Annotated in this window: 24 protein-coding genes and 1 pseudogene; 9 read left to right on the plus strand and 16 right to left on the minus strand. The window is 71.9% G+C overall.

Annotated elements, in window-relative coordinates; all coding sequences use genetic code 11:
• Positions 1-65: 65 nt before the first annotated feature.
• Both IH25_RS0102425 and IH25_RS0102430 read right to left on the minus strand, forming a co-directional pair.
• A complete protein-coding gene (locus tag IH25_RS0102425) occupies positions 66-1,637 on the minus strand; it encodes an alpha-L-arabinofuranosidase B (RefSeq protein ID WP_078844095.1) in 1,572 nt (523 codons plus the stop codon).
• A 208-nt stretch (positions 1,638-1,845) separates the two neighbouring features.
• Entirely contained in the window at positions 1,846-2,397 is a 552-nt protein-coding gene (locus IH25_RS0102430; protein WP_245172666.1) for a TetR/AcrR family transcriptional regulator, read from the minus strand.
• Positions 2,398-2,544: 147 nt separating this feature from the next.
• Between IH25_RS0102430 and IH25_RS0102435 the strand changes: the two genes are divergently transcribed.
• The 3 genes and pseudogenes from IH25_RS0102435 to IH25_RS37240 all read left to right on the plus strand — a co-directional run bounded on the left by IH25_RS0102435 (position 2,545) and on the right by IH25_RS37240 (position 4,712).
• The gene (locus tag IH25_RS0102435) at positions 2,545-2,943 is read left to right on the plus strand and encodes a nuclear transport factor 2 family protein (protein ID WP_030602026.1); all 399 of its coding nucleotides are present in this window, start codon (positions 2,545-2,547) and stop codon (positions 2,941-2,943) included.
• A gap of 198 nt (positions 2,944-3,141) precedes the next feature.
• Positions 3,142-3,378, plus strand: coding sequence for a hypervirulence associated TUDOR domain-containing protein (locus tag IH25_RS0102440; protein ID WP_030602028.1), 237 nt, complete (start codon positions 3,142-3,144; stop codon positions 3,376-3,378).
• 123 nt (positions 3,379-3,501) lie between these two features.
• Positions 3,502-4,712: pseudogene (locus IH25_RS37240) on the plus strand (spore photoproduct lyase family protein).
• A 46-nt stretch (positions 4,713-4,758) separates the two neighbouring features.
• On the opposite strand, the gene IH25_RS0102450 reads toward IH25_RS37240, so the two are convergent.
• From IH25_RS0102450 to IH25_RS0102500, 10 genes are all read right to left on the minus strand, one after another.
• Positions 4,759-6,306, minus strand: a complete 1,548-nt coding sequence (locus IH25_RS0102450) for an SDR family oxidoreductase (RefSeq protein ID WP_051753663.1) — start codon at positions 6,304-6,306, stop codon at positions 4,759-4,761.
• A gap of 208 nt (positions 6,307-6,514) precedes the next feature.
• Complete coding sequence (locus IH25_RS0102455) at positions 6,515-7,243, minus strand: DsbA family oxidoreductase (protein ID WP_030602033.1); 729 nt, start codon at positions 7,241-7,243, stop codon at positions 6,515-6,517.
• Positions 7,240-11,013 (minus strand): multicopper oxidase domain-containing protein, encoded by a 3,774-nt coding sequence (locus IH25_RS0102460; RefSeq protein WP_030602037.1) that lies wholly within the window; start codon positions 11,011-11,013, stop codon positions 7,240-7,242. Before IH25_RS0102460 ends, IH25_RS0102455 begins: the two co-directional genes overlap by 4 nt.
• A 29-nt stretch (positions 11,014-11,042) precedes the next feature.
• Positions 11,043-12,359: a methyltransferase domain-containing protein gene (locus tag IH25_RS0102465; protein ID WP_078844096.1), complete on the minus strand. Its 1,317-nt coding sequence runs from the start codon at positions 12,357-12,359 to the stop codon at positions 11,043-11,045.
• Positions 12,356-13,264 (minus strand): iron-containing redox enzyme family protein, encoded by a 909-nt coding sequence (locus IH25_RS0102475; RefSeq protein ID WP_051753752.1) that lies wholly within the window; start codon positions 13,262-13,264, stop codon positions 12,356-12,358. Before IH25_RS0102475 ends, IH25_RS0102465 begins: the two co-directional genes overlap by 4 nt.
• Positions 13,265-13,404: 140 nt before the next feature.
• Positions 13,405-14,202, minus strand: a complete 798-nt coding sequence (locus tag IH25_RS0102480; RefSeq protein ID WP_030602047.1) for a dihydrodipicolinate synthase family protein — start codon at positions 14,200-14,202, stop codon at positions 13,405-13,407.
• 10 nt (positions 14,203-14,212) lie between these two features.
• Positions 14,213-14,785 carry a DUF6190 family protein gene (locus IH25_RS0102485; RefSeq protein WP_051753665.1) on the minus strand — a complete coding sequence of 191 codons (573 nt, stop codon included), beginning with the start codon at positions 14,783-14,785 and terminating at the stop codon, positions 14,213-14,215.
• Complete coding sequence (locus tag IH25_RS0102490; protein ID WP_051753667.1) at positions 14,775-15,968, minus strand: aminotransferase class I/II-fold pyridoxal phosphate-dependent enzyme; 1,194 nt, start codon at positions 15,966-15,968, stop codon at positions 14,775-14,777. The genes IH25_RS0102485 and IH25_RS0102490 overlap by 11 nt, the downstream gene beginning before the upstream one ends.
• Positions 15,969-16,802: 834 nt before the next feature.
• The gene (locus tag IH25_RS0102495) at positions 16,803-17,372 is read right to left on the minus strand and encodes a YceI family protein (protein WP_030602055.1); all 570 of its coding nucleotides are present in this window, start codon (positions 17,370-17,372) and stop codon (positions 16,803-16,805) included.
• A 16-nt stretch (positions 17,373-17,388) separates the two neighbouring features.
• Positions 17,389-17,718 (minus strand): rhodanese-like domain-containing protein, encoded by a 330-nt coding sequence (locus tag IH25_RS0102500; RefSeq protein ID WP_030602059.1) that lies wholly within the window; start codon positions 17,716-17,718, stop codon positions 17,389-17,391.
• Between the two features lie 95 nt (positions 17,719-17,813).
• Here IH25_RS0102500 and IH25_RS0102505 point away from each other — a divergent pair, with 95 nt between their 5' ends.
• Positions 17,814-18,269 carry a MarR family winged helix-turn-helix transcriptional regulator gene (locus tag IH25_RS0102505; RefSeq protein ID WP_030602061.1) on the plus strand — a complete coding sequence of 152 codons (456 nt, stop codon included), beginning with the start codon at positions 17,814-17,816 and terminating at the stop codon, positions 18,267-18,269.
• Positions 18,270-18,465: 196 nt separating this feature from the next.
• Here IH25_RS0102505 and IH25_RS0102510 read toward each other — a convergent pair whose 3' ends face one another.
• The gene (locus IH25_RS0102510; RefSeq protein WP_030602063.1) at positions 18,466-19,401 is read right to left on the minus strand and encodes a LysR family transcriptional regulator; all 936 of its coding nucleotides are present in this window, start codon (positions 19,399-19,401) and stop codon (positions 18,466-18,468) included.
• A 127-nt stretch (positions 19,402-19,528) separates the two neighbouring features.
• On the opposite strand from IH25_RS0102510, the gene IH25_RS0102515 reads away from it, so the two are divergent.
• Both IH25_RS0102515 and IH25_RS0102520 read left to right on the plus strand, forming a co-directional pair.
• Positions 19,529-20,797, plus strand: coding sequence for an MFS transporter (locus tag IH25_RS0102515; RefSeq protein ID WP_030602066.1), 1,269 nt, complete (start codon positions 19,529-19,531; stop codon positions 20,795-20,797).
• Between the two features lie 109 nt (positions 20,798-20,906).
• Entirely contained in the window at positions 20,907-21,533 is a 627-nt protein-coding gene (locus IH25_RS0102520) for a TetR family transcriptional regulator (RefSeq protein ID WP_030602068.1), read from the plus strand.
• A 119-nt stretch (positions 21,534-21,652) separates the two neighbouring features.
• Here the strand turns inward: IH25_RS0102520 and IH25_RS0102525 are convergent, their stop codons facing one another.
• Entirely contained in the window at positions 21,653-22,351 is a 699-nt protein-coding gene (locus IH25_RS0102525) for an SDR family oxidoreductase (RefSeq protein WP_030602072.1), read from the minus strand.
• 135 nt (positions 22,352-22,486) lie between these two features.
• Between IH25_RS0102525 and IH25_RS0102530 the strand changes: the two genes are divergently transcribed.
• From IH25_RS0102530 to IH25_RS38410, 3 genes are all read left to right on the plus strand, one after another.
• A complete protein-coding gene (locus tag IH25_RS0102530) occupies positions 22,487-23,389 on the plus strand; it encodes a helix-turn-helix domain-containing protein (protein WP_030602076.1) in 903 nt (300 codons plus the stop codon).
• Positions 23,390-23,475: 86 nt separating this feature from the next.
• Complete coding sequence (locus IH25_RS0102535) at positions 23,476-24,933, plus strand: glycosyltransferase family 39 protein (protein WP_051753754.1); 1,458 nt, start codon at positions 23,476-23,478, stop codon at positions 24,931-24,933.
• Positions 24,934-24,979: 46 nt separating this feature from the next.
• The gene (locus IH25_RS38410) at positions 24,980-25,465 is read left to right on the plus strand and encodes a MarR family winged helix-turn-helix transcriptional regulator (RefSeq protein ID WP_051753670.1); all 486 of its coding nucleotides are present in this window, start codon (positions 24,980-24,982) and stop codon (positions 25,463-25,465) included.
• A 273-nt stretch (positions 25,466-25,738) separates the two neighbouring features.
• On the opposite strand, the gene IH25_RS42050 is transcribed toward IH25_RS38410, so the two are convergent.
• Together IH25_RS42050 and IH25_RS42055 are read right to left on the minus strand one after the other, a co-directional pair.
• Entirely contained in the window at positions 25,739-26,284 is a 546-nt protein-coding gene (locus IH25_RS42050) for a carcinine hydrolase/isopenicillin-N N-acyltransferase family protein (protein WP_245172667.1), read from the minus strand.
• On the minus strand, positions 26,281-26,697 hold the full coding sequence (locus IH25_RS42055; RefSeq protein ID WP_245172668.1) for a C45 family peptidase: 417 nt from the start codon (positions 26,695-26,697) through the stop codon (positions 26,281-26,283). The genes IH25_RS42050 and IH25_RS42055 overlap by 4 nt, the downstream gene beginning before the upstream one ends.
• Positions 26,698-26,975: the final 278 nt, after the last annotated feature.

Consider the following 26,975-nt stretch of genomic DNA (forward strand, 5'->3'; position numbering starts at 1 on the left):
ACACCAGGAGGCCGTGCCACCGAAGGTGGTGGCACGGCCGGGGTGCGGGTGTCGCGTCGCGGGCGTCAGGCCCAGGGAGAGGTGACCACCCAGCTCGTGTCGTCGGCCCAGGCGGTGGCGCTGTCCCAGGTATGGGAGCCGCCGTGGCTCGCGACATAGGCGCCGTACTCGTAGTGGCGTACGAAGTCGCTCGGGTAGTTGGCGGACCGTAGGGAGACGCCCTGGCCGTTGTGGCTCGGCTGCGGGCAGAACGTGGCGTCCAGCCTGGACAGCGCACCGCTGTCGATGGTGTCGACGCGCAGCCGGAAGTCGTAGTGGCGCAGATACTGTCCCGGTTTGTCGGCGGACTCGAAGGAGACGCACGAGGCGTCGCCCAGGCCGGCGCGCACGATCCAGGTCGCGGCGGCCTTGTCGGCGGACGGGCTGGACGAGGAGACCGCGCCGATGGCGGCGTTGTTGTCGGCCGTGTTGTGCCGGAGGTAGTCGGCGGTGCAGCAGGAGGTGGTGGCCCGCAGCGAGACCCTGGAACCCACGGCGGGCGCGCCCGCCGGAGGGGAGGCGGTGTACCCGGCCGCGTTGATGTTGGCCTGTACGGCGTTCTCGGTGGCGTCCGACGGGTAGCCGGACGTCATCACGCCCTCGTAGAAGGTGCCGGCGGAACCGTTGCTGTTGTCACCGCCGATGCCGAGGATGATGGCCCCTTCCTTCTTCATCGGGTTGTAGCCCGAGGCGTTGGGGCGCGGTCCGTCGTAGTAGGTGGACAGGCCGCCCGACTGGGCGTTGCCGGCCCGGATCGCCCAGTGGTTGGGGCCGCCCTTGACGACGGCGGTCAGGAACCGGTGGCTGACGCTGGGGTCGTTGGCGTTGTAGCCGCGGTTGACCCCGGAGAACAGGCCGTTCTCGAGGTCGGCCATGACCCAGGGGCCGTTGCCGGTGCCGTAGCCCCAGGTCTTGCTGTTGCCGAAGTAGATGGTCTCCATCGTGCCGTTGCCGTTGTCCCGGCTGTTGGTCTCGGCGTTGCCGTAGTCGAAGCAGCAGCCGCCGTTGTAGTGGCTGCCGTCGAGGAGCGCGTACATGCCTTCCGGCTGGTCCCCGGTCGCGATGCCGTTGGTGTTGTTGTTGCGGTAGCCGGTGCCGGGAGCGATGAAGACGCCGTACGCCTTGTGGCCGCCGACGGTGACCGGCGCGGCGGACGCCTCGGCGAGGTTGTCGTAGCCGCCCGCGGCGGGGCCCTGGAAGCCGCCGGGCGGTGCCTGGGTGAGGTGGTTGCCGCGGCCGGACTGGTCGTAGATGACGGTGATCAGGCAGCTTGTGCCCGCGCAGAAGGAGTCCTGCGCGGCGGCGTCGGCGTAACCGCCCGCGCCGAGCGTGCCGATGTCCCGCGTGGCGCCGTCGGAGGCGCGCTTCACCTGGTAGAGACGGCCGCTGTACGCGGAGTACAGGGCGCGGGTGGTGCCGTGCGCGGCCACGCAGGGCGTGCCGCCGGCCGCGTACAGGTCGCAGGGCAGCGAGCCGGCGGCCACGGCGTCGCCCTCGGCGGAGGCCCGGCCGCCGAGCAGGGCCGTGGCCATGGCCAGCACGAGGGCCAGCAGGGCGAGCGGCCTGGCCCGCCCGGGGCGGGCCGGTGTCACAGACATGAGCGGTCTCCTGGGGGAGTCGGGGGCCGGTGGCGTCCCACCACCGGGGAATGAACCATCAAGTCATGCGCATGACAACTCTCTGGTTCTGTCTGGTTCGATATTTCGGATGCCGATCGCAGTAACGGACAAGGTTTGATGATAGAAAGCCCCCGAAGAGTGTCAACAGATCGCGCACGTCCGATACTTCGGCCACCGGAGCCCGAGGTCAGCGGTGGCCGCGGTCGCCCGGAGCGGCGTCCCGGCCCGGCGCGCACAACTCGGCGACCAGGTCCCGTGCGTACTGTTCGTCCGTTTCCGGGACCGAGAACACGACGCGGAAGTAGAGGGGGGCGACCACCCGGTCCAGCACGCGTTCCAGCGCGGGCACCGGCTCGCCGCGCTCGGCGGCGGCGGCCAGCGGCGCCTGGAAGCGAGCGCTGACCCGCTCCAGGCAGGCGCGCAGGCCGGCCCGGCGTTCGTCCACGTCCGGTGCCACTTCCGCGCGGAAGAACGCCACGCCTCCCGGCCGGGACAGGTCCGTGAGCGTCCAGACCGCCGCCCGCTCCAGGTCCTCGCGGAGATCACCGAGCAGCTCGGGCGCCTCCTCGTCCTGGCGCTGGTCGGCCACGTCGGCGAGGAGGGCGGGGGCCGTCCCCCAACGGCGGTAGACGGAACTGGGGTTGACGCCGGCGCGGCGCGCCACCGCGGGGATGGTCACGTTGTCGGCGCCGACTTCCTGGACGAGTTCCACCACCGCGCGGTGGACGGCGGCACGCACCCGGGCACTTCTGCCTCCGGGGCGGCTGTCTTTGCTTTTGACGGTCACTCCCCCACCTTAAAGCAAAGAGTTGCGCTTTAGCCAGAAGGCCACCTAGGCTGACTAACGCAAAGATCACTGCTTTAGTCGCTCTTCCGTGGAGGAACCATGCCCTCGTACGAGGACCCGTACAAGGCCGCGCACCAGCTCGGCACCCGGTTCCACGCCTTCCTCACCGCCGGTGACTGGGACGGCATCCGGTCCCTGCTCACCGACGACGCCACCTGGACGCTGCCCGGCGACAACACCATCTCCGGTACGGCCGTGGGCGCCGACGCGGTCGTGGAACGGGCCCGCAAGATCGCTTCTTACGGACTGGACTTCCGGCTGCTGCACATCCTGGTCAGCCGGGAGAACATGGCGCTGTCCCTGCACAACACCGCCCAACGGGGCGACGTCCGGCTGGACGAACACCTGTCCACCGTCTGCCGTCTGCGCGACGGCCGGATCGCGAGCATCGAGACCTACCTCTCCGACGTGCCCGGCATGAACGCCTTCTTCATCTGACGACGCCGGCTCGGGCAGACCCCGCCCGCCGTCCGTGCGGCTCGGCCGGCCCCGGTGTGAGCGGTGGCCGACGTGGCCCGTGGAACACGGCCGAGGCCGGGCCGCACGCGGGCGGGAGGCGGGGTCACGGATGCGCGCTCCGGTGCCCGCGGGCACCCTGGCGGTAGGCATCCGACCTCTGTGCGAGGGAGCACCGCCATGGCCAGGAAGAAGAACACGTCCGGCGGACGAGAGCCGGCCAAGGGTGACAAGGTCGTCTGGCGCACCCACGGCAGCGAGACCACGGGCACCGTCGAGAAGAAGATCACCCAGCGGACCGAGGCGTCCGGGCGCACCGTGGACGCCTCGCCCGACGAGCCGCAGTACGAGGTGCGCAGCGACAAGTCCGGGCGTACGGCCGTACACAAACCGTCGGCCCTCAAGCGGAAGAAGTGACGTCGGCGGTCCGTATGCCCCCGCGTGCCGGCGGGGCCGCCGGTGACGCGCGGGGAACGTCTACAGTGGAATGCGGCCGTCGTCCCCGTGTACGGCCCCTCCCCTACTCTTCGGCAGCCCCGCATGACGCACTCCTCCGCAGGCCCCGGCGACGACGGTCACGACGCCCTGTTCGGCCTCGACGCGCTGGACCCCGCCCCGGGGGCGCCCGGACACGGAGGCACGGGTGCCGGGCGCGGCCCGGACGACCGCCCGCCGTTCCGCGAGTCCGCCGCGGCCCGTCGTCTGCTGCCCGTCCGGACGATCTACGCGGAACCGGCCGCCGCGTCCTCCGCGCGCGGCCGCCAGATCCTCGCCCGCTTCCCGGACGCGGAGCTGATCGAGGTGGACTCCCACTGGCGCATCCCGGGGCTGCACGGCAACGAGGGCAACGTCGAGCGCTGGGTGCGGGTGAAGGGGGAGACCCTGGTCCTGGGCGAGCGGAAGACACTGGCCACCCGGCCCAACGGACGGTCCGCCGACTGGATCGCCCCCGGCCCCTCCAACGGGTGCGCCATGGCCTGCGCCTACTGCTACGTCCCGCGCCGCAAGGGATACGCCAACCCCGTCACCGTCTTCACCAACATCGACGCCATCCTCGCCCACCTGGCCCGGCACATCGCCCGCCAGGGACGCAAGCCGGAACCCAACCAGTGCGACGACTCGGCCTGGGTCTACGACATCGGGGAGAACGGCGACTGCTCCGTGGACGCGCTGATCAGCGACAACACCGCGGACCTGGTGCGCACCTTCCGCGGCTGGCCCACCGCGAAGGCGTCCTTCGCCACCAAGTTCGTCAACCCCGACCTGCTTGCGCTCGACCCCCGGGGCCGCACCCGGATCCGTTTCTCCGTGATGCCCGCCGCGGACTCGCGGCTGCTGGACGTACGGACATCGCCGGTGGGCGACCGGATCGCCGCCGCGGCGGATTTCCTGGACGCGGCTACGAGGTCCACTTCAACCTCTCCCCCGTGGTGCTGCGCCCCGGCTGGGAAGAAGCCTGGACCGAGGTGCTCCGGCAGCTGGACGACGTCCTGCCCGGCCGGGTCAAACGGCAGGCGGCCGCCGAGGTGATCCTGCTCACCCACAACCGGGACCTGCACCAGGTCAACCTGGGCTGGCACCCCCGCGCCGAGGAACTCCTCTGGCAGCCGGCGCTGCAACAGGACAAGCGCTCGGAGAACGGCGCCCTGAACGTCCGCTACCACCACCAGGTCAAGGCAGGGGCCGTACGCACCCTGCGCGACCTGGTCGCGGCCCACGCGCCCTGGCTGCGCATCCGGTACGCCTTCTGACACATGGGGCTGTCAGCCCCCCGTGCCCTCCGGGCGCCGTAGCGGCTCAGGACGCGCCGGCCCCGCGCCCCCGGGGTGGCGGTGCCGCGCGCTCGGCGGTACGGACGATGTTGCGGGCCATGCCGCCGAAGACGACCGCGTGCCAGGGCGAGACGCTCCACCAGTACAGGTGGCCGAGCAGGCCGTGCGGGTGGAACAGCGCCCGCTGCCGGTACCGGACCGGTCCGCCGTCGTCGCCGTCCACGCTCATCTCCAGCCAGGCCAGCCCGGGCAGCCGCATCTCGGCGCGCAACCGCAGCAGCCGGCCGTGTGCGATCTCCTCGACCCGCCAGAAGTCCAGGGAGTCGCCGGTCCTGAGGTGCCGGGCGTCACGGCGGCCCCGGCGCAGTCCGACACCGCCCACCAGCCGGTCGAGCCAGCCGCGCACCGCCCACGCCAGGGGGAAGGAGTACCAGCCGTGCTCTCCGCCGATGCCCTCGACGACCTCCCACAACGCCTCCCGCGAGACATCCGCGTCGCGTTCGCGTACGTCGGTGTAGAGGCTGCCGCCCGCCCAGTCGGGGTCGGTGGGCAGCGGGTCGCTGGGCGCGCCGGGCACGGAGGCCGACGACCACCGGGTGGTGACCTGGGCGTCGCGGATGCGCTGGAGGGCCAGCCGGACGGCGAGGTCGAAGCCGATCGGGTGTCCCGGCGGGCTGGGCACGTACTGCTCGATGTCGTCCTCGCGGCACACCACCTCGTGGCGCAGGGACTCGGTCAGGGGGCGGGCGATCGAGGCCGGGACCGGCGTCACCAGGCCCACCCAGTAGCTGGACAGCCGGGGGGTGAGCACGGGAACGGGCAGGATCAGCCGTCGGGGCAGCTTCGCCACCGAGGCGTAGCGGTGCATCATCTCCAGGTACGTCAGCACCTCCGGACCTCCGATGTCGAAGGTACGGTTCACCTCGCGCGGCAGGCGGGCGCAGCCGGTGAGCAGGCGCAGGACGTCCCGTACGGCGATGGGCTGGATCCGGGTGTGCACCCAGCGCGGAGTGACCATCACCGGCAGCCGCTCGGTGAGGTAGCGCAGCATCTCGAAGCTCGCGGAGCCCGAGCCGATGATCACGGCGGCGCGGAGCACGGCCGTGGGGACGCCCGAGGCGAGCAGCACCCGGCCGACCTCGGCGCGGGAGCGCAGGTGCGGCGACAGCTCGTGTTCGGGCACGGCCCTGGGGGTGAGGCCGCCCAGGTAGACGAGCCGGCCGACGCCGGCCCGGCGGGCCTCGGCGCCGAAGATCCGGGCCGCCGCGCGGTCGGTCTCCTCGAACCCGCGGCCGGTGCCGAGGGCGTGCACGAGGTAGTAGGCCACGTCCACGCCGTCCATCGCGCGGGCCACCGACTCGGCGTCGGTCACGTCGCCCCGGAGGATCTCCACCCGGCCGGCCCAGGGGTGGTCGCGGAGTTTGTCCGGGGTGCGGACCAGGCAGCGCACCCGGTGTCCGGCGTCGAGCAGCTCCGGTACCAGCCGGCCGCCGATGTAGCCCGTGGCGCCGGTCACCAGGCAGGTCGGCCCGTCGCCCGCCGGACCGCCGGCCGGTGTCGTGTCGTCGCCCATGGTCGCTCCCTTCCGTCTCCGCCCGCCGGCACACCGCTGTCGCGGTGACCGCCACCCGTCTCCACGGTGCGCCCGGACGGCCGGAAGCGCCCGGGGGCGGGGTGATCGGGTGAGGGTTCGGGCGGTAGGGGCCGAGTCGTGGAGGACGGCGTCCACGGGCCGGTGAGCGGGGGCGCGCGCACGGCACTCCCCCGCTTCCCCGGTCGGGCTACAGCAGCGCCGCCGCCTGGGTCAGGAGTTTCTCGTAGATCTCCGGGCGGTCCTCGTCGACGACGGGATAGCCGACGCCGAAACCGCCGTTGACCCAGTGGGCCGTGATGCCCGGGTTGGCGCTGTCGGTGCCGTCGTGGAGGAACAGGTGCGGGCTGCAGTCGACCCGGCCGTCGCGGGCCGACTCGTACTGGGCCATGATCGCCGGCCGGGCGGTGCCGCTGTCGAAGGCCTCGGCCAGTGCCGCCACGTCCACCGCGCCGGTCTCCGCGGCGACGTCGAGGATGACGTGGCGCTGGGAGATGCACCGGTTCTCGGCCCAGAAGGCGCGGCGCAGGGCGCGGTCCAGCTGCTCGCTGGCGTGCCAGCCCTGCGCCTTGGCCGCGTGCACCGCCTCCAGCGCGGGCAGCGTGGTCACCGGGTAGGCCCAGTCCGGTCCCTGCCACAGCCGCCAGCCGGCCCCGGGCTCCAGCGCGCCGAGCACGGAGATCTCCGAATCCACTCCGGGGCGGGCGTTGACCTCCCGGTTGAACAGTTCCAGCGGGAAGGCCCGCAGATCGAACCAGAGCCGTCCCTCCAGGCCGAGGCGGCGCCGGGTCTCGTGCAGCCGGTGCACGGCGACGTGGGCGAAGGAGCAGTTGAGGTCGGTGTAGACGGCGATGGTGTCGGGCGCGGCGGGCAGCCGGGGATCAAACTGCCCGTCCATACCGGTGGTCGCAGGGGTCATGGAGTCTCCTCGATGCGGATCAGCCCCCACCAGCCCTCGCTGAGGCCCCAGTGGAGATTGCCGGTGCGGTAGACGTGATCTCCAGGGTGCTGGGCGCGGAAACGCACCGTCCGGGTGCTGCCGGAGGCCAGCGCGCCGATCGTGGACACCTGCCAGCCCAGGCCGGTCTCGGAAGCGTCCCACACCTGCCCGTGCACGGTGAAGCACTGGTTGCGCATCCGGTGGGAGGCGATGGCCAGGTGGACGGCCACCTGGTCGCCGGGCCGGCAGGTGAGCAGCGGGGTCGGCGGGTGGGGATCGCCGAGCACCGGGTCCAGCGGGTGCAGGGCCGCGGTGCGGTAGTTGTACGCCTTCTGGCCGGCGTCGTCGGGGCTGTCGGAGAACAGGTCGGTGACCGGCTGGGTGAGGTCTCCGTCGTGGTAGAGCCGCAGGCCGTCCTGGGCGAGCAGGACCAGTTCGCGTACCGGTTCGGCGTCCGGGCGGCGCACCACGGCCCGCTCGCCGGTCCACCGCTCCCGTCCGGTGTCCGGGTCGTACGGGGTGGCGTCGGCCTCCTCCACCACCAGCACCCCGGCCAGTCCGCGCCGCGGGTGGGAGATGACGTCCGCGTGGGAGCGCAGCAGCACCACGCCGGGCTCGGCGGCGTACCAGCGGTAGGTGCGGGCGGCCCCGGGTTTGACGGTGGAGTCGGAGTTGCGGCCCACGTGGGCGCCGTCGTCGGTGCGGACGTCGAAGTCGAGCAGGGTGGGGTGCAGGGAGACCCGGCCGGAGACGGTCCGGTCCCCGGGGTCCGCCTCGTTCATCAGGGCCGGGTCCAGGGGGCTGGCGGGCGGCGGGCCGTCCAGCTCGTTGATCAGGGTGACCTCCACCCATTCACCGGCCCGGCAGCGCAGGACCAGCGGGCCGTCCTCCGGGCCGCCGTCCCCGTCGGCGGTGAAGACGAGCCCGTACGGGTCGGTGCGCAGCGCGCTGTACGCGATGACCTGGGCGCGGGCGCGTACGGTGTGCCGGCGCACCCGGCGGCGGGCCGGCAGCTGCGGGACGCCGGTGGCCCGGCCGGGCAGCGGCGGCAGGTCGGCCTGCCGGCGGTCGTGCAGCCGCAGCAGGCCCCAGCAGCCCAGCCACAGGTCGTTGCCCGCGCTGAAGGACCACAGATGGTCGCCGGGGACCATGGTCGGGGCGAGGGCCAGCTCCGCGACGTTCGAGATGCCCAGCGTCTGCTGGTTGCGCCAGGCGGTGTCGGTGCGGCGGGGCCACTCGCGCCAGCGGGCACCGGAGACGGTGAAGCTGTGCTGGAGGTCGTGGGAGCCCTGCAGGATGTGCAGGCGCAGGTCCTCCCCGGGGTAGCCGCGCAACAGCGGGGTGCCGGGGTCGCCGTGGACGGCGCTGGAGAACCAGTGGGCCGGGTCCCCGCCGCGCTCGGACAGCGGCTCGCTGCGGTAGTTGACGCCCATCGCGCCCTGGTCGTCCGGGGCTCCGGGGGCCGGCGGCGGGTTGACGGGCTCGCCGTGGTCGCCGTGTCCGTGCTTGACCATGGGCACGAAGTCGCCGATGGCCAGGACCATTTCCCGGTGTGCCGTGCCGTCGGCCTTCTTGATCACGGCCTGGGTGCCGCGCCGCAGCTCCTGGCCGTGGTCGTGCGGCGAGACCCAGACCGCGCCCTCGGGTTCGGCCATGAGGGCGCCGAACAGGCCGTGGCGCTGGCGGTAGTTGGCGAGCAGGTGGTCGTGGAAGAAGACGGTGCCGAACTCCTCGTCCACGTACCAGCGGTAGGTCCAGGAGTTGTACTGGCCGTGGGCCTCCTCGCCCTGGTCGGCGGTGGTGGTGGCGGAGAGGTAGTTCCAGCCGACCGCGGAGCCGTCGGAGATCAGCGGGTCGTACTTGACCAGGTGGGTGTGGAGTCCGCACTCCGGCTGGAACGGCAGGTGCGGGTCGAACGCCGACTCCTGCTGCGGTCCGGTCGGCAGGGCGTTGGTCAGGGTGAGTTCGAGCACCTCGCCCTTGTTGGCCCGGATGACCAGCGGTTCGAGGGTGCGCTCGCCCCGCGCGAGCTGCCGCTTGAACTCCTCCAGGCCGCCGGCCTCCTCGATCTCCTCGGCGAGGACGTAGAAGTGGGCGTTGTGGTCGTGCCAGGTCACGGCGTGTTCGTCGGTGGGGTCGCCGTGGTAGTGGAGGGTGCCGTTGGTGACCACCAGGTGGTAGCGGCGCACCGGGGCGTCCGGTGGGGTGATCTTGGTGAAGGCCTCGCCGGGCTGGGGGTCGTCCACGAAGGCGGCGGCCTCCAGCGCGGTGGGCTCGCGGCCCATGCCGGGCGGCTGGAGCGGGGTCCGCGGCGGCCGGGGGTTCTTCTGCGGGAAGGTGGCCGACTGGGCGAGGAAGCCGGGGAAGCCGGGCCGTTCGGGCGTGGGCGCCGGCGGGGCCGGGCGGTGCGGCAGCGGCACGAGGGGCTGGACGGTGCGGCCGTCGGGGTAGCTGCCGGTGCCGTCCTGGAGGGTGTCGAAGATCCGGAACATCCCCCACATGCCCATGTGGAAGTGGACGTACATGTGGCAGTGCCAGATCGAGTCGCCGACCGCGCCCTGCCGGGAGCCGAGGCCGCCGATCAGTTCGAGGGTCATGGCCTCCTGCGGGCCGATGCTGACGGAGTCCACGATGGGCGCGTTCTCGTCGTCCGGCCGCAGCCGCCACTGGTGCAGGTGGGTGTGGAAGACATGGGTGTCGCGCATGCCGCCGTGCACCAGCCGGATGACGGTGGGGTCACCGCAGTAGCCGCGCAGGACGGGGGTGGAGGGGTCGCCGAACAGCCAGGAGCTGTGGTGCACCTCCTCGCCGATGACCGCGTCGCGCACCGGGTCGATCCGGCCCTCCGCGAGGAGCCGCTGGTAGCGGTACATCCGCCATTCCATGGGCTCGATACGGTGGTTGACCGGCAGCATCGCGTTGTTGAGCGGGGTCAGGTCGTCCACGGTGTCCGAGGTGTGCGGGCGGGGGGCGGGCAGGTCGGCGGCCGTCCGCGCGCCGGCCCCGGTGTGTCCGTCGCCGTGTCCCCCGTCCTCGCCGTGTCCCCCGCCGTGGCCGTGGCCGGGCATCGGCGGCGGCACCGCGGGGTTGTCGTTGCTCGGGTACTCCATCATGAAGATCACGAACTCGCGGAAGCTGCGGTCCGGCAGATGGACGTCCGCGTACAGGCCGGTGGCCAGCGGCGCTCCGGTCTCCGGGTCGGTCCAGGTGGCTTCGGGTGCCTCGACCACCACCGCGCCGACCATGCCGTGGCTCTGGGTGCCCTCGCCGCGGGCGTCGGACATGTCCCCGAAGTGGAAGACGCCTTCGTGCTCGCACACCCATTCGTAGACGCGGGTGCCGCCCGGGGGCACACTGCTGTCCGGGTTGGCGCCGGCCGCGAGTCCGTCCATGGTGCGCACGTCGTAGCGAACACCCTGGAGGGTGATGCCGGCGGGGCGCGGCAGCTCGTTGGTCAGCCGGACCCGCAGCCGCTCGCCGCGCCGGACCCGCAGGACCAGCGGGCGGGCGAGCGGGTGCGGGCCGGGCACCAGCTCGGGCTGGTCCAGGTAGCTGGGGAACGGCTGCGGCCAGGAGGCCGCCAGCTCCCTCAGCTCCGGCGCGTCGGAGGCGAGGGTGTACAGGGCGCCGTTGCGGTCGTGGTCGCCGAACTCGTCATACGCGATGGGCACGTTGAGTGCGACGACGTCGTACGTCCGCACGGGGCGTCCGTCCCCGTGTCGCTCGGCCGGTGCCGCTGTGCTGATCATGTGTGGGTGAACTCCCCCGTGCGTCGTGGTCATTCGGGTAGGTCGGTGGCGGGGCCGGTGCTGTGGGCGAACCGGTCCACCACCCGGGAGCCGGACAGGATCCGGCCCTGCCAGCCGTAGGTCTGGCCGAAGGGGCTGCCGTCCCGGCCGCTGCGACGGCTGAAGGTCATGGCGATCCGGTCGCCGCGCCGCACCCGCACCGGCCGTTCGACGGGCAGGTAGCAGTGCTTCCAGCTGTCGGACGTGGTCCGTCCCGCGATGTCGTCGCCGGAGATGTCGAGCGCCACCGTCTGCGACAGCCGGGCGGTGAAGTAGCCCTTGAACCCGGTGAACACGCCGTCCCGCTGCACGGTGAACGCCAGCGGCACGTCGTACGAGACCGGGGTGCGGCCCGCGCCGGTCCGCTCGCCCGCCGGTTCGTAGCGCCGCAGCAGGCCCGGGGCGCTCAGGTGGCCGGAGACCGGGAGGATCACGTCGTAGTACAGGGAGAAGGGGTCCCGGGCGCCGCGGGCGGCCAGCAGGGCGGCGAACGCGCTCGGTCCGCCCGCGTCCTCGGGCCCGGGGCCGGTCAGCTGCGCGTGCGCGGACTCGGCGGTCACCGGGACCAGGAAGCTGTCCACCAGGCGGGGCAGCATGGTGCCGCCGGGGCGCAGGAAGCGTTCCCGGGCGTCGTCGAGGATCGCGGAGAAGTTCTCGTTGTCGCCGAGGTTCCCCATGATCTCGGAGATGACGATGTCGACGCGTTCGGGCAGCTCCAGGTCGAAGGAGAGGCCCGCGAGGGGGATGAAGCGGTCGGCGAATCCGGCCTCGGCGAGCCGCTCGGTGGCGGTGGCCAGGACCTTTTCGTTCAGGTCGATCCCGTAGACCCGGGCCGCCCCGGCCTGAAGGGCCCAGCGGGCCAGGATGCCGGTGCCGGTGCCCAGGTCGAGGACCGTGTCCCCGGGGCGCACCGCCTCGCCGATGGCCGCCTGGAAGGCCGTCATGCGCAGCTCGTCGTCGAGCATCAGCTCGTGGAATTCCTCGCCCCAGTCCAGGAGTTGCTCGGAGGCGGGGAGCCAGACCTGTTCGGCGCGGTAGTAGCCGGGCCAGACGCCGCCCCGGTGCACGGTCAGCGCCTCCTCGGCGGGGCCGCCGGCCGGGCAGCCGGTGGCCAGGTCGAAGCTGCTGTGGTGCAGCGGGCAGCTGATGCGCAGCGTACGGGTGTTGACCTGGCCGTGGACCAGTCTGCCCTTGCGGTGCGGGCAGGTGGCGTCGGTCACGTACTCCCGGCCGGCCACCCGGACGCGCAGCCGGTCGCCGGGCAGTTCCTCCAGGACCGGTTCCTCGGCTCCGGTGCGGCCCGTCATGCCGCCACCTCGCCGGCCGACTCCCGGGCCCGCGCCACGGCCGCGTCGAAGGCACCGCCGATCAGCCGGGAGAGCAGTCGCGCGCCGGTCCACAGCCGGGTCGGGTCGAGACCGTAGGCGGCTTCGTACTCTTTGATGGCCAACTGCATCTCCCGCATGTGGAAGGTGTCGATGTGCAGGTGTTCGGTGTAGTAGCGGCCGTGCCGTATGCCGAGCCGTTCACAGGCCCGCGCCTGGTGGGTGAAGGCGTCCGGTATGGAGGCCTCCAGGTAGGCCAGGGCGCCCAGGAAGTACTCGACGTGCGGGGCGCGTTGGGTGAGCCAGTAGAAGACGTTGAGGAACTGGAAGGTCTCGTCCCCGGTGGTGTCCAGGAAGTGCTGCGGCTCCTGCGGCAGGCCGAGTTCGGCGAGGAGCAGCCGGTAGAGCTGGGAGTGCGCCTGCTGGAGGTTGCCGCAGCCGAACTCGTCGATGAGGACCCGCATCACGGCCATCTGCGCCTTGATCGGCAGCCGGGGCACGGCGGGGAAGAAGTTCTGCGCCTCGGTCAGCCCGTCGAGTGCGAACTCCCTGACCACGAAGGTGAATTCCGCGCGGCTCGCCTTCTCGGCCAGGTACTCGCCGGCCGGGTTGCCCGAGCGTTCCTCAGCCAGCAGCCCGGCCAGCAGGCGCTGCCAGCCGGCCCGGTCGGCGACCGGATCGGTGGCCGCCTCCATGGACCGCACGAGCGGGAGGATCCAGTCCCGCTCGATCTCCTCGACCCGGGCGAGCAGCCGGGAGTCGAGCGGTGTCCGGTTGAGCCGGAACAGTTCGCGGTGGACCGACTCCTCCCCGGAGGCCGGGGCGGGCCAGGAGGGTACGGCTCGGCGGGCCGCCGTCGGGCCGGGTGCAGTGGGGCCGGACCCCACCGGGGCAGGGACCGTGGGGCCGGACACGGCGTTGCCGGCTGGCACGCCGACCGGTGGCTCGGTGCCGGGTGGCTCGGTGCCGGGTGGAACGGTGCCGGGTGGAACGGTGCCGGGTGGAACGGTGCCGGGTGCCTCGGTGTTCATTCGCCCGCCTCCGCCGTCTCCACGGTCTTGTCGGTCTCCAGTACGCCGCGGTGGTACAGCGCGGTCTTGATCGTGCGGTACCAGTCGTCCCGCTCCAGGCCGTAGCGTGCGCAGGCGTCGGCGAGGCGGGTGGCCGGATCGGCGAGCCGGCCGGCGAACAGGTCGGCGCACAGCTCCGGTTCGGCGTTGGCGAGCGCGACCACGTATCCGTCCACGGGTCCGGACTCCAGCAGCAGGTGTTCCAGACCGGCGAGGATCCGCGCCCCGGGGCGGGCCCGGACCAGCCGCCGGGTGAAGTCCGCGCTGCCCGAGGAGTCCTTGACGGCCACCACCGAGGGCAGTGCGCAGATCCGCAGCAGGGTGTCGAAGTCGGCGGCGTTCCCCGCGACTTCGGTGCCGTGGTAGACGACGACCGGCAGGCCGCCGCGCTCGCCGAGTTCGGTGAAGTGCCGGCGGATCTCGTCCTGGGTGATCCCCGTGCCGTACGGGGTGGTGGCGACCAGCGCCCGGGCGCCGAGGTCCACCGCGACCCGGGCCCGTTCCAGGACCCGTTCCGTGGTGGGCCGCAGGATGCCGGCGAGGACGGGCAGGCCGCCCGCGTGTTTCACGGTGGCCGTGAGCATGTCCTCCCACTGCCGGTCGCCGAGCCGGCGCCCTTCGCCGGTGCTGAGGTTGGGCAGCAGGGCGTCGACGTGGGGTCGTACGGTGTCCAGCAGCCGGGCGACCCCGCTCTCGGAGACCTCACCGGTCTCCGAGAGCGGCGTCACCAGGGCCGCGATCACTCCCTGGTACATGTCGGGCTCCTCAGGTACGGTCCCGCGCCGGGGCCCGGTCCGGTGCCGGTATGCCCAGCCGGTCCTCGGGCAGGCGCAGGGCGAGCGATGCGCGGTAGAGCCGCTCCAGCGACTCGGGGAAGGCGGGCTCCGGCACCCCGGCGGGCCAGGCGGCCACGGCGCGCACGGGCAGTCCCCCGAAGGCGTCCGCGCGGGGGCCGACGGTGTGCAGCAGCCCCTTGCGATTGACGACCATGGCGAGCAACAGGCGGTCGATGAAGGGGAGTTGGTCAGGGAAGTCCGCGTCGGACAGGGCCAGGGCGGCGTCCACCCGGTCGTACTCTTCCCGGCTGATGTCCATGACCGTGTGGAGCTGGTCCATGAACGGGTAGTAGAGGTCCTGGAGTTCGCGTGAGTAGCTCCAGATGACGTCGTCGCAGCGGCCCACCTGTTCCAGGTTCATGACCACGCGGGTGTCGAGCCGTTCCACGAAGAACGTCTTGCAGGCGACGCGCAGGCCGTCGTCCCGGCTGTGCATGCCGAGGAACAGCGCCGCGTCGACGAAGACCTCATGGTCCTGCGCGGCGGTGAGGTCAGCGGCCATAGCGGTCCAGCACCTTCCGCAGCCGCTGCATCGCGCCGGCGAACATCTCCGGCTCGCGGGCCAGGGCCATGCGGACATAGGGCTCGCCGCGGCCCGGCTGGCTCCAGTAGAAGTACCGCCCGGGCAGCACGTACACGCCCTCGGCGCGCAGTTCCCGCTGGAGTTCGGTCGCGGTCAGCTCGGGGTGGGTGATCCGCGCCCAGGCCACGCTGGTCTTGGCGACCGGTTCCTGGTAGTCGAGGATCGTGCCGCGCAGCGCCTCCCTGACGGCGGCCCGGTTGGTGTCGAGCACGTCGCGGACCGAGGCCAGACCGTCCTTCCGGGAGTTCTCCACGTACTGGGTCAGCATGTTGAGCACGAACGGCGAGACGTTCAGCAGCACGCTGGTGTGCAGGTTGTAGATGTCTTCCTTGATGTCCTCGCTGGCCGTGAGCATGGCCGCCTTGGCGTCCTGCACCGGCCAGGTCTTGCCGGTGTCCTCGATCGCCAGGTAGCTCACCCCGGACTCCTCCAGCAGCTCGTAGACGTCGAACCGGGCGAGTTCGGGGTCGTAGAGGGTGAACGAGGCGAAGCAGAAGTCGATGACCAGCAGCTTGTGGTGGTCCTTGCAGAACCGGACGACTTCTTCCAGCCCCTTGCGGCCGTGCCGCATGAGCGTGAAGCCGGTGGGGTTGTTGGGGTCGACGAGGAACAGCGCGTCGGTGCGGACCCGGCGCTTGAGTTCGGTGTAGATGCGGTCGGGGTCGTGCAGCGCCGACTCCTCGACGGGGTACAGCGGCACGCCCATGTTCGACAGGACGTCGTGCAGGTTGTCGAAGCACGGCTCGACCAGGGTGACGGCGGCGCGCCGCTGCTTGAGGTACATCGCCACGACCATGGTGGAGATGGAAGCGGCGTACGACAGGAGCGTCTTGTTCCTGGCCAGGGCGGTGGGCTGGCGGTGGAGGCGGAAGAACGCCTCGGTGAAGCGCTGCTCGTAGGTGGCCTGGAGGCCCTCCTCCGCCTCGTACCACAGCTCGGGAAGGCGGCCGACTATCTCGTGCTGGGCGGCGGACTGGCGCTGGTGGGTGTGGGCGTCGGCGAGGTTGAACTCGGTGCGCAGCGCCTGGATCTCATGCTGTGTCAGGTCGAGCAGTGGCTGGTCGTGTGCGGTGCTCACAGTGGTGCCGGCGTGCGTGGTCATGGTTCCTCCAGTCGTACGGCGTACGAGTGCGGGCACGGGCGGGGCCGTCACGGCATGCGCGGGACCCGGCTCGTGTTTCAGAGGATTTCTTGTGCGGGCCGCGGCCCAGGGCACGCGGAGAACCGTCCTGGTCGGACGGTGGGAAGGGTGCTCCTACGGAAGGAGGCCAGAGTGCTCGTCGCCGGCTACGACGTGAGTTCGGAAACGAGTTCCAGACATGTATACCCCCGTATACGGACTTCGTCCGGTAGGTGACTGTGCCACAGTCGGCGGCGGCGCGACAAGCGACTCACCGTCACAAAGGGCCGCCTTTTGAACAGGCCGTGCGCCGGCTTCCCGTCGTGCGCCGTGCGGGGCGCGTTTCCGGGCATGCGTCGGGCACCGTGCTGTCGGCACGGCGTGGGAAAACGGTGTCTATGGGCACCCTCACGCCAATGCGCAGGTGGGCAACCGCACCCCGCTACCGCACTGTTCGGCGGTATGGCGGGGCTTGCCGTCGCCTCGCGCCGCGAGTGCGGCGGGACGCGCCCCGCGCTGAGGCGGGCCGCCGGCGGCCGAGCGGCCGGGCGGGCGCACCGTCAGGGCGGGGAGGCGCGCGGGAGCACGCGGGCGCATGTGGACGGGTGGCATGCGGCACACATGGTGCACGTGAGGCCCCTGGCACGCACGGCCCATGTGCACGCACGGCACATCGGCGCACACGCACATCGGCACACGCGGCACGCACGGCACATCGGCACGCGGGGGCACAGATGGCATACGCGGCGCGCGTCCTCGCATGCCGGACGGGCCCCGGTGCGCGGGTCGGCGCACCGGGGCCCCTCGGGCGGGAGGTCAGGCCTCCTTGATCGCCTCCAGGTCCAGCGACAGCTCGATCTCCTTGGAGACGAGGATGCCGCCGGAGTCCAGGACCATGTTCCAGGTGAGGCCCCAGTCCTCTCGGTTGATCTTGCCGTGGGCGGAGAAGACCGTACGGTCGTTGCCCCAGGGGTCGCGCGCGTACCCGAGGTAGTCCACCTCCAGGGTCACCGGGCGGGTGACGTCCTTGATGGTGAGGTCGCCGGTGAGGGTGCCGCGCTTGCCGTCCCAGGTGACCGCGGTGGAGACGAAGGTGGCCTTGGGGTGCTTCTCCGCGTCGAAGAAGTCCGCGGAGCGCAGGTGGTCGTCGCGCGTCCGGTCACCGCTGTCCACGCTGGCCATGTCGATGACGGCGGTGACCTTGCTGTCCTCCGGGCGCTCGCCGATCTCGACGGTGGCATCCACGCCGGTGAACCGGCCACGGACCTTGGTCAGCATGAAGTGCCGTCCGACGAAGCCGACTTCGGCGTGTCCGGGGTCGATCTTCCAGGTGCCGGCGGCGGGCAGCTCCACGCCGTCGACGGTGCGGGTCGGTGCGGTGGTCATGTGGTCGGTCCTCCGATCAGGCGCCGGACTCGGTCGGCAGACCGGCCCCGACCCAGTCCTCCTTGCCCTCGCCGTACTCCCTGACGTTGACGTAGCCCAGTTCCGCCAGCCGCCCGGCCGCGATGCCGGAGTTGGGGCAGGGCTCGTTGGCGCAGTAGACGACGACCTCCGCCTCCTTGTCCGGCAGCAGGGACGGAGCCAGCTGGTCGACCTGGTCGTGCGGCAGGTTGAGCGCGCCGGGCAGGTGCTTGTCGTTGTAGTACTGGGCGGGCAGGGCCTCGACAACCGTCACCAGCCCTTCGTCGATCTTCTTCTTCAGCTCGTCGCGCGTGATCCGCTGGACCATGTGTGCCTCCCGTTTCCGAAGCGGAGAATCAGTGCGTCTGCACACACCTTAATCCGTGCGTGCGCACGCAAGCAAGTCTGGATACACTCGACCTCGTGAACGAAGGTGAGCATCGAGTCGAGGCGTGGCGAGCGCTGCTGCTGGCCCACAACTCCGCCGTGCGGGCGATCGAAAGCGACGTCCAGCGCAACGGTCGCATCCCGCTGACCTGGTACGACGTGCTTCTGGAGCTACGCGCGGGGGGCGAGCGGGGCCTGCGGATGCAGGAGGTCGCCGAGCGTGTGGTCCTCAGCCGGACCCGGGTCAGCCGGCTGGTGGACGAGATGGCCCGGGTCGGCCTGGTGAAGAAGCGGCCCGATCCCACGGACAAGCGGGTGACCTGGGCCGTGATCACCGAGGACGGCCTGGCCGCGCTGCGCGAGACGGCGCCGGTCTACCTGCGGGGCATCTGGGAGCACTTCGCCCGGCATCTGAGCGACGACGAGGCCGATGTGATCGCGCGGGCGCTGCTGCGCGTGGCTCACGCGCACACCGACATCAGCGTGTCCTGAACCCCGCCGACGTCACGGTCCGGACCGGTGACCGTCGTACGCCGGACCGGTGACCGACGCACGCCGTACCGGTGACCGTCGTAGGCCGGACCGGCGGGCACGGACGCACCGGGCCCCGCCGGTGGCGCGATGACCGCGCCCGGCCCGGCTCGCCGTCCGTCGACCCGGGGACGGGTGATCGCGGCGGGGGCGGCGGTCAGCGCGGCAGTACCCAGCCCGGTGTCCAGGTCCCGGTGGCGCCGTGGCTTGTCGCCCTGGCGGCGAGGTGGGCGCGCAGCGTCTCCAGCGCCGGGTGGGGGTTGTCGCGGTGCCAGAGGAGGGAGTGCGGATAGACGGGCGTCGGGTCGGTCACCGGGATGCGGCGCAGTCCGTGGCCGGCGGGCCAGACGAGGCGGGTGTGCGCGCCCATGAAGGTGGCCAGGGCCGGGGTGTCGGCGACGGTGTCGAGGAGCGCGTCGGAGCCGAAGTTGGGTCCGGTCGCCTCGATGGTGAGCCCGAACTCGGCCACGAGGTCGTCGTAGTAGGCGGCCCACTCGGTGCCGGGGACGACGCCGGGCATCCAGATGCGGTGCCCGGCGAGCCGTTCGAGGGGCACGGACCGGGCGCCCGCCAGGGCATGGGCGGGGCCGGTGAGGAGGTCGAGCGGCTCATCGAGCACCCGCATGAAGGCGATGTCCTCGGGAAGGGGCCGGCCGGGCGCGGCCACGGCACGGAAGGAGGCGTCGATCTCGCCGTTTTGGAGAGCGGTGACGGCCGCCTCGATGTCGAACAGCCACACGACGTCGAGCTCGGTGCCGGGGTGCGCGCGGTGGAAGTCGCGCATCAGCCCGGACGGCGCGGCGCGCGAGGCGATCACATCGACGCGCAGCGGACGGCGGCCGGTGCGCACGGAGGTGACCGCGCGCTCGGCGATGCGCAGCAGTTCGCGCGCGTGCGGCAGGAAGGCCTGCCCGTCGATGGTGAGTTCGGCGCCGCGCGGGGTGCGGGTGAACAGCCGCACCCCCAGGTCGCGCTCCAGCGCGGCGATGCGCTTGGAGACGGCCTGCTGGGTGAGCGACAGCTCGGCGGCGGCCCCCTGGAACTGCCCCGCGTCGGCGGCGGCGACGAAGGTCCGGACGGTTTCGAGGTCCATGCCGACACCCTAAGACCACAACCATTGGTTGTGGTGTCGGGCTTCGCGGTTGTTTGATCCCCGGGCGCCTGACTCGCTTTGATGCTTCTGGTCGCGGGTCGGTTGTACGGATGCGAGGGGACGCGGTATGGAGAGCGGGCGCCGGCCGGGCCAGGTGCCCGGTCCACGGCTGGGGCGGCGGTTCGGGTGGCTCTGGGCGGCGTACGGGACCAGCGCGCTCGGCACCTGGCTCGCCTTCGGCGCGTTTCCGCTGATCGCCATCCAGGTGCTGGACGCGGGGCCGGCCGAGGTCGCCGCGCTGTCCTCCGTGGGGGCCGCGGTGGGTGCGGCCGTGGCGGTGCCGCTCGGTCCGTGGGTGGAGTTCCGTCGCAAGCGCCCGGTGCTGATCGGCATGGACCTGGCGCGGTGCGCGGCGCTGCTGACGGTCCCGCTCGCGTTCGCGTTCGGTGCCCTCACCTTCCCCCAGCTGCTACTGGTCTCGGTCGTCGTCGCGGCGGCCGACATTACCTTCCGCACCGCCTCGGGCGCGTATCTGAAGACGCTGCTGCCGGGCGAGGACCTGCTCGTCGCCAACGCCCGGTTCGAGTCCACGGCCTGGACGACCACGATCGTCGGACCGCCGCTGGGCGGCGCGGCGATCGGGTTCCTCGGGCCGGTGGCGACGGTGCTGGCCGACGCGGTCAGCTATCTGCTCTCGGCGCTCGGCATCCGCGCGATGGGCGGAGCCGAGCCGCGCCCGGAGCGCCGTCAGGCCGCGCGCATGCGGCCCCGGGACCTGCTCGACGGCTGGCGGTACATCCTCGCCGACGCGGCGCTGCGCCCGTTGTTCTTCAACACCGCCCTGTTCAACGGCCTGGTGATGGCCGCCGAGCCGCTGCTGGCCGTCTTGATGCTCGGCCGGTTCGGGTTCGCTCCGTGGCAGTACGGCCTCGCCTTCGCCGTGCCCTCCCTCGCCGGACTGGCCGGCTCGCGGCTGGCCCGGCCGCTGGTCGCCCGGTTCGGGCAGCACCGGATCCTGGTGGCGTCCGGTGCCGTGCGCGCGCTGTGGCCCGTCGGCCTGGCCTTCCTGGGTCCCGGCACCGGAGGGCTGCTGCTGGTGATGGGCGTGGAGCTGGGGCTCATCTTCTGCTGCGGGGTGTTCAACCCGGTCCACGCCACCTACCGCCTGGAGCGCACCGCGCCCGACCGGGTCGCCCGCACGCTGTCCGCCTGGACCGTGACGGTCAAGGCTTCGACGGCGCTGCTGACCGCCGTGTGGGGCGTACTGGGCGGCCTGCTCGGCCCGCGTACGGCCATCGGCCTGGCCGGCGTGCTCGTGCTCACGACCCCGCTGCTCCTCCCCCGCCGTACGACGGCGCCCCTCTCCGAGCGGGACCCGGCACCGAGCCGTATCTGACCCACCGGTCTCCGGGCCGCCGGACGCCCCGCCCCCGGCATGCCGGACGTGGCCGCCGTCGTCCGCCGGGCCTGCCGCCGTCCGTCCGTCTCGCTAGAGTGCGTGGGTCATGGGTGGGAAACGGGTCGGCCTGCGGGAGCTCTCCCGCCGTGCGGTGCGGGAAGAGATCACCGAGGCCGCCACCGCGCTGTTCGCGGAGCGCGGCTTCGAGGCGACGACCGTCGACGACATCGCGGCGGCCGTGGGGATGTCCCAGCGCAGCGTCTTCCGCTATTTCGCCACCAAGGAGGAGATCGTCCTCGGACACTTCGGTCTCGTCGTGGACGACATGCCCGCCGCCCTGCGCGCTCGCCCGGCCGACGAGCCGGTGTGGACCTCCCTGCGCCGTGTGCTCGACGTACTGGTGGCCCGCGCGGAGGCGCCGGGTCACCAGCACAGGGCGGCACCGGTCCACCGCATGGTGTTCGAGACCCCCGCGCTGCTCGCCGGCTATCTCCAGAAGCTGCACCAGACGCAGGACGCCGTCGTCACCGGGCTGCGCGAGCGGGCCGCCTCGGCCGGTGCCCCCTACTCCCCCGACGACCCGACACCCCGTGCCCTGGCAGCCGCGGCGTTCGGTTGCCTGGTCGCCGCTCAGCACTCCTGGATCGCCTCGGGCGGGAAGGGCTCCTTCGCCGGCGCCCTGGACCGGGCCATGGGGGCGGTGGGGCCTCGTGGTGAGCGTCGTACTCCGTGATCGTCCTCTCCGCTACGGGGTGCGCGTCAAGCGCAGCTGCCCTTGCGGACCAGCTCATCGCCGGGCCACCACGTGCTTCCCCGACGTCGTGCGCCGTGGCGTCGCCTCGGTGGCCGCGCCTACCAGGGCAACTCGCCGTCGTCCTCCTGGAACGTGCCGGTGGGGCCGTCCTTGCCGAGGGTGGCCATGCGTACGACGACTTCGGCGCTCTCTTCCACGGGGCGCCCGCCCGGGAAGTCCGCGGTGAAGTCGGTGGCGGTGAAGCCGGGTTCGACGGCGTTGACCTTGAACTCGGGCACTGCCTTGGCGTATTGGACGGTGAGCATGGACACGGCCGCCTTGCTCGCCCCGTACACGATGAAGGCGTAGTGCGACTGGCGGCGCTCGGGGTTGGTGACCGCCCAGAACGAGCCGAGCGCGCTGGAGACGTTCACCACGACCGGGTTGTGCGACCTGCGCAGCAGCGGGAGCGCGGCCTGGGTGACACGGACGACGCCGATGACGTTGGTCTCGAACACCGCGTGCGCGCGTTCGGCGGTGACCCCGTCGGTGCCGAGGGTGTGGTCCGCGATGCCGGCGTTGTTGACCAGGACGTCGAGGCGGCCCTCGCGCTCCTCGATCTGGCGCATGGCGGCTCGGACCGATCCGTCGTCGGTGACGTCGAGCCGTACGAACCGGGCGCCCAGCTCGGCCGCGGCGGCCTGCCCGCGCTCCACGCTGCGTGCCCCGATGTAGACGGTGTGCCCCTCCTTGATCAGCCGGCGGGCGGTCTCGCGCCCGATGCCCTTGTTCGCTCCGGTGACGAGTGTCACGGTCATGTCGGTTGCTTCCTCTCGTCGCTGAACCAGCTCGGGGCCGATCCTGCGACCCGGCCCGGCAGCGGGACAGAGCCCCCGTGATCCTGGGGGTGACAGGGCCAGGCACGGGTCCGGGAATCCGCATAGGCTCCCCGCATGAACCGCCACACGAACATGCTCGGCGAGTTTCTGCGCGCCCGCCGCGAACTCGTCACGCCGGAGAGTGTCGGTCTGCCCCAGCTCGGTGTCCGCCGGGTTCCCGGCCTGCGCCGCGAGGAGGTCGCGATGCTCGCCGGTATCAGTGCCGACTATTACCTGCGCCTGGAACAGGGCCGGGACCGCAACCCCTCCGTCCAGGTGCTCGAAGCGCTGGCCCGGGTGCTGCGGCTCGATGACGCGGGGACCGCCTATCTGCTCGGACTGGGCTCCGACAGCCCTCGCCGCGTCCGCCGCCGGCCTCGCAAGGAGGCGGTGCCCGCGGGGATCCGCAAGCTCCTGGACTCGCTGACGCAACCGGCGTTCCTCGAAGGCCGCTGCTTCGACGTCCTGGCGGCCAACGCGCCGGCGACGGCGCTCTCGCCCCGGCTGGTCGCCGGCCGCAACCGGCTGCGGGATGTGTTCCTCGATCCGGCCGAGCGAGCCCTCTACCCCGCTTGGGAGGAGGCCACCGCCGGCCTGGTCGCCGGGTTCCGGGAATCGGTCGGCACGGACACCGACGATCCGCGGTTCATCGAGCTGGTGGGCGAACTCTCGCTCGCCAGCGAGCGCTTCCGCCGGCTGTGGGCACGCCATGACGTGCGGACCCGCGAGGGCGCGACCGTCACGCTCGACCATCCGCAGGTCGGCGCACTCACGCTGAACCGGGAGAAGCTCCTGGTCTCCGGATCGCCCGGTCTGCTCCTCGTCCTCTACCACGCCGACCGCGACAGCGACAACGACGAGAAGCTCCGCCTGCTCTCCTCCTACCAGGCCGCTCCCCGCACCCCGGCACCCAACGTGTTGAATACGGTGGACAACTGCCTCGGGAGCCCATCGTCATGTCGACCGACCTCAAGTTAGCCACTCCCTTCCCGCCGTGCCCGCCCAGGGCGCCACGTGCCGCGCCGGCCCCCTCGCTCCGCACGGTCGCCGTGTGGGTGCTGCCGATGCTGTGGACGTTCGTCTTCGGCCTGTGGGGGTTGTCGCGGCAGCACAGTGTGTGGCGGGACGAGGCCGCGACCTGGCAGGTGGCTCAGCGCTCGACGGCGGAGATGTGGCGTGTGCTGGCGAACGTCGACGTGGTCCATGGGCTCTACTACCTGCTGATGCACGCGCTGTTCACGTGTTTCGGTCCCGGCACGACAACCCTGCGGCTGCCCTCGGTGCTGGCCACAGCGGTCGCGGCGGCTTGCGTGGCCGTCATCGGCCGCCGGCTGGCGGGGAAGTGGGCGGGCCTGGCCGGCGGCATGACGTTCGGGCTGCTGCCGGCCGTGCAGTTCCATCTCCAGGAGGGCCGGTCTTACGCGCTGGTGGCGGCCGGCGCGGCGATCTCCACCCTGCTCCTCGTCACCGCCCTCCAGCGGCAGGTCCGCACCCGCCATTGGGCCGCCTACGGCACCACTGTCCTGCTCACCGGCCTGCTGCACTGGCTCTCGCTCATGATCCTCGCGGCCCATCTGGCCACCTTGCTCTGGACCCGGGCCGAGCGCGGAGTCCTGGCCCGCTGGGCGGCCGCCGCCGGGTGCGCCACCGCCGGAGTGCTGCCGCTGATCGCGTTCAGCCGGGGTCAGTCCGCACAGGTGGCCTGGATACCGCCGTTGACTTGGCACATGCTGATCGGCCCGGGGGTGCTGCTGGCGATCGGCGGCGCCGGCGCGCTGCTGGAGCGGCCCCGGGCAGGCCGGTCATCGGTGGCGGCCGTAGGGGTGCCGCTGCTCGCGGTGCCGCAACTCGGCCTGATCGCCCTGTCTTTGATCCAGCCGATCTTCCTGGACCGCTACGTTCTCTACAGCATGCTGGGGCTGGCACTCCTGATCGGTGCGGCCGTCGGCGCGGCGGTACGGGCTGCCCGGCCCCGCTTCCCGGCAGCGTCGAGGTGGATTCTCCCCGTGACGCTCGCCGTGGCCGTAACGGCCCTGCTGCCGCAATCACTGGCCAAGCGGTCCCCGGCGAGCAGAGTGGACGACGTCCTGGCGGTCGCCTCGGACATACGGCACCTGAAGCGGCCCGGGGACGCGGTTCTCTTCGTACCCGCGGATCGCAGGGACACCAAGTCCGTCACCCCGGACGCCTTCGCGGGCCTGCGGGACATAGCCCTGGCCGAGTCCCCGGAGAAGTCCGGCACCCTCAAAGGTGTGGAGACGGAACCGGATGTCATACGCGGCGCGCTCCTCGGCGAACAGCGTGTCCTCCTGGTGACGGACGCCTCCCCGGCGGCCCCCCTGGCGACCACCCCCCGGGACAGGGCGAAGACCGCTCTCCTGCACCGGTACTTCACTCCGGTCACCGACAAGCGGACCCGCGGCCGCAGGGTCGTGGTGTACGAACGACGGTCAGCGCCTCGCGCCGCCGGAGAAGGGAGTGCCGTCCGGAGCGGAACCGCCGGGGGCGGAGCCGGGGAATAATGGCTGGTTGACCACAACCAATCGATCAGGAACGTGGGTGTCTGGGATGGGACGCACGTCTGCCGGTTCCTCAGGCGGGCCGGACGAACAGCGCAAGGCTTCCGGTGAGGTGGCGGCGGCCCTCGCCACGGTGGGGAACTGGATGTTCTCCACCGCGGCGCGACGCCGCATCATGGCGGCGTCGGGCCTCGAACTGTCCCTGGGGGACTACACGTTGCTCGCTCAGATCTCCCACCACGCGCCGGTGCGGCTGTCGGTCCTCGCGGATGTGATGGAGGTCGACAAGTCCACGCTCACGCCGCCCGCCAAGCGGTTGGAGGCCCGTGGCTTCATCGTCCGTGAGCCGGACCCGGCGGACGCCCGCGCCCAGCTGGTCAGTGTCAGCCGCGCGGGCAAGCAGGCCATCCGCAAGCTGTGGCAGGCCCGGGCCGACATCGTGGCCGAGCTGATGGACGACTGGACCATCGCCGAGATCAAGAATCTGGCCGCACAACTGGCCGCGTTTGCCGAGGCGATCGAGAAGAAGGGGTAGGCACACGACCCGGTGGCCGTCCGGCCGACATCAGTGGTCCGCCGGCCGCACCGAGTACGCGGCTACGGGGGCGCGGCCGATCCACGGGCCGAAGATCGCGCCGAAGCGGCCCAGAGCGGCGAGTCCCCGGTGTCGTAGGCGTCCGAGCTCACGGTGATCCACCGCGAGGGTCGGCCCGGCCGCCGCACCGCAGTACGCGCGACGGCAGCCGGGTTCCCGCACGGGGACGGTAGTTTGACGCTTACCCACAGTCAGCACTTAGCAGGCCTGTCGTCAGCTCTGGTCGCGCCCGTCCGGAAGCCCCAAGGTGACGGTGAGGGTGCCCGGGGAGAAGCCGTCGAAGGAGTGCTCCCAGCTCGCTTCGGGCCAGTGGTAGGTCACCCGGCCCTCCGCCGGCCGGTACTCGGCCGTGTACATGGTGCCCAGCCAGTCCTCGTACACGTATTGGTACAGCGGCGGTCGCAGCATCGCCGCGACATCGACGCCCGCCGCCCGTACAGCGGCCAGCCGCTCCTGTGTGCGGGTGACGCGTTCCTGCTCGTCCGGCACCGGGAGGTGCTGATGGTTGGCGGCGCAGGAATCCCGCGTCCCGGTCAGCGGGATATCGGGTCCGACGTGGACCGTCACGGTCCGGTCCGGGTCGACAAGGGTGACGTTCTGCGGAATCGCGATGGGTATGGTGCGCAGTCTGTCCACCGCCTCGTCGGCGGTCCGGCAAGTCTCCAGCAGATAGCGCAGCACCAACGGGAGGGCGAATCCCCGCCCGTGGACGTACCGCCCGCCGAAGGTCAGCGACACCGCGAGACCCGCGTCGTTCATGCCGTCCAGCAGCCCCCACCCGGCTCCTGCATGCCGATCACCGGGCGGAGGAAGTGGGAGGAGACGATGGTGCCTTCGCAGTGTTCGGGAGCGTAGTCGTAGTTTCTCAGCAGGGTGCCCTCGCGGCCGATCTGGGTGCAGCCGGAGAAGAACGGCCGTACCGCCGCCATGGTGAGAAGGGTTCCGGCCCAGGGTGAGGGGAGTTGGCCGGCGAGCCGGTCGAGCGCGGGGACGAGTTCGGGCATGTGCTCCTCGAAGAGCCGTCGGGCACGCGCCGCGCCCTCGGGAGTCCGCCCCTCCTCGGTCAGCCAGACCGCCGCGCCCGCCATGGCCGGCCGGACCCGCTCGGCCCATCGCCCGTCACCGCCGTCGCCGATCTCGACGGCATGGAATGTCTTGACGTACTGAGTCATGAGGCAGGACTCAACTCTATTCACCCCCGAATTCCAACACTTCGAGCGGCACCGGCGGATCGGCGCACACGGGAGGGTGGGCTACGGCAGGCACAGCGCCGACACCAGGGCGGCGAGGAGTCGCACGGCCGTCAGCAGACCGGTGACCGGAGGAGAGCCCGCCGGCCACGGTCAGCGGCACCAGGCCGGTGATTAGGTGCTGCCGACCATCGGTCAAACAAATGACCGACGGTCAGTCAACGAGAGGGGACCGACCGCCGGTCAGCTATATTGGGCAC

Origin of the sequence: Streptomyces achromogenes subsp. achromogenes (assembly GCF_000720835.1) — a bacterium.
Taxonomy (GTDB): Bacteria; Actinomycetota; Actinomycetes; order Streptomycetales; family Streptomycetaceae; genus Streptomyces; species Streptomyces achromogenes.

Coding starts and splice junctions, on each gene's coding strand:
- IH25_RS0102425 (WP_078844095.1), bottom strand. CDS start 1,637: ATGTCTGTGACACCGGCCCGCCCCGGGCGGGCCAGGCCGCTCGCCCTG.
- IH25_RS0102435 (WP_030602026.1), top strand. CDS start 2,545: ATGCCCTCGTACGAGGACCCGTACAAGGCCGCGCACCAGCTCGGCACC.
- IH25_RS0102440 (WP_030602028.1), top strand. CDS start 3,142: ATGGCCAGGAAGAAGAACACGTCCGGCGGACGAGAGCCGGCCAAGGGT.
- IH25_RS0102450 (WP_051753663.1), bottom strand. CDS start 6,306: ATGGGCGACGACACGACACCGGCCGGCGGTCCGGCGGGCGACGGGCCG.
- IH25_RS0102455 (WP_030602033.1), bottom strand. CDS start 7,243: ATGACCCCTGCGACCACCGGTATGGACGGGCAGTTTGATCCCCGGCTG.
- IH25_RS0102460 (WP_030602037.1), bottom strand. CDS start 11,013: ATGATCAGCACAGCGGCACCGGCCGAGCGACACGGGGACGGACGCCCC.
- IH25_RS0102465 (WP_078844096.1), bottom strand. CDS start 12,359: ATGACGGGCCGCACCGGAGCCGAGGAACCGGTCCTGGAGGAACTGCCC.
- IH25_RS0102480 (WP_030602047.1), bottom strand. CDS start 14,202: ATGTACCAGGGAGTGATCGCGGCCCTGGTGACGCCGCTCTCGGAGACC.
- IH25_RS0102485 (WP_051753665.1), bottom strand. CDS start 14,785: ATGGCCGCTGACCTCACCGCCGCGCAGGACCATGAGGTCTTCGTCGAC.
- IH25_RS0102490 (WP_051753667.1), bottom strand. CDS start 15,968: ATGACCACGCACGCCGGCACCACTGTGAGCACCGCACACGACCAGCCA.
- IH25_RS0102495 (WP_030602055.1), bottom strand. CDS start 17,372: ATGACCACCGCACCGACCCGCACCGTCGACGGCGTGGAGCTGCCCGCC.
- IH25_RS0102500 (WP_030602059.1), bottom strand. CDS start 17,718: ATGGTCCAGCGGATCACGCGCGACGAGCTGAAGAAGAAGATCGACGAA.
- IH25_RS0102510 (WP_030602063.1), bottom strand. CDS start 19,401: ATGGACCTCGAAACCGTCCGGACCTTCGTCGCCGCCGCCGACGCGGGG.
- IH25_RS0102515 (WP_030602066.1), top strand. CDS start 19,529: ATGGAGAGCGGGCGCCGGCCGGGCCAGGTGCCCGGTCCACGGCTGGGG.
- IH25_RS0102520 (WP_030602068.1), top strand. CDS start 20,907: ATGGGTGGGAAACGGGTCGGCCTGCGGGAGCTCTCCCGCCGTGCGGTG.
- IH25_RS0102525 (WP_030602072.1), bottom strand. CDS start 22,351: ATGACCGTGACACTCGTCACCGGAGCGAACAAGGGCATCGGGCGCGAG.
- IH25_RS0102530 (WP_030602076.1), top strand. CDS start 22,487: ATGAACCGCCACACGAACATGCTCGGCGAGTTTCTGCGCGCCCGCCGC.
- IH25_RS0102535 (WP_051753754.1), top strand. CDS start 23,476: ATGCTGTGGACGTTCGTCTTCGGCCTGTGGGGGTTGTCGCGGCAGCAC.
- IH25_RS38410 (WP_051753670.1), top strand. CDS start 24,980: ATGGGACGCACGTCTGCCGGTTCCTCAGGCGGGCCGGACGAACAGCGC.
- IH25_RS42050 (WP_245172667.1), bottom strand. CDS start 26,284: ATGAACGACGCGGGTCTCGCGGTGTCGCTGACCTTCGGCGGGCGGTAC.
- IH25_RS42055 (WP_245172668.1), bottom strand. CDS start 26,697: ATGACTCAGTACGTCAAGACATTCCATGCCGTCGAGATCGGCGACGGC.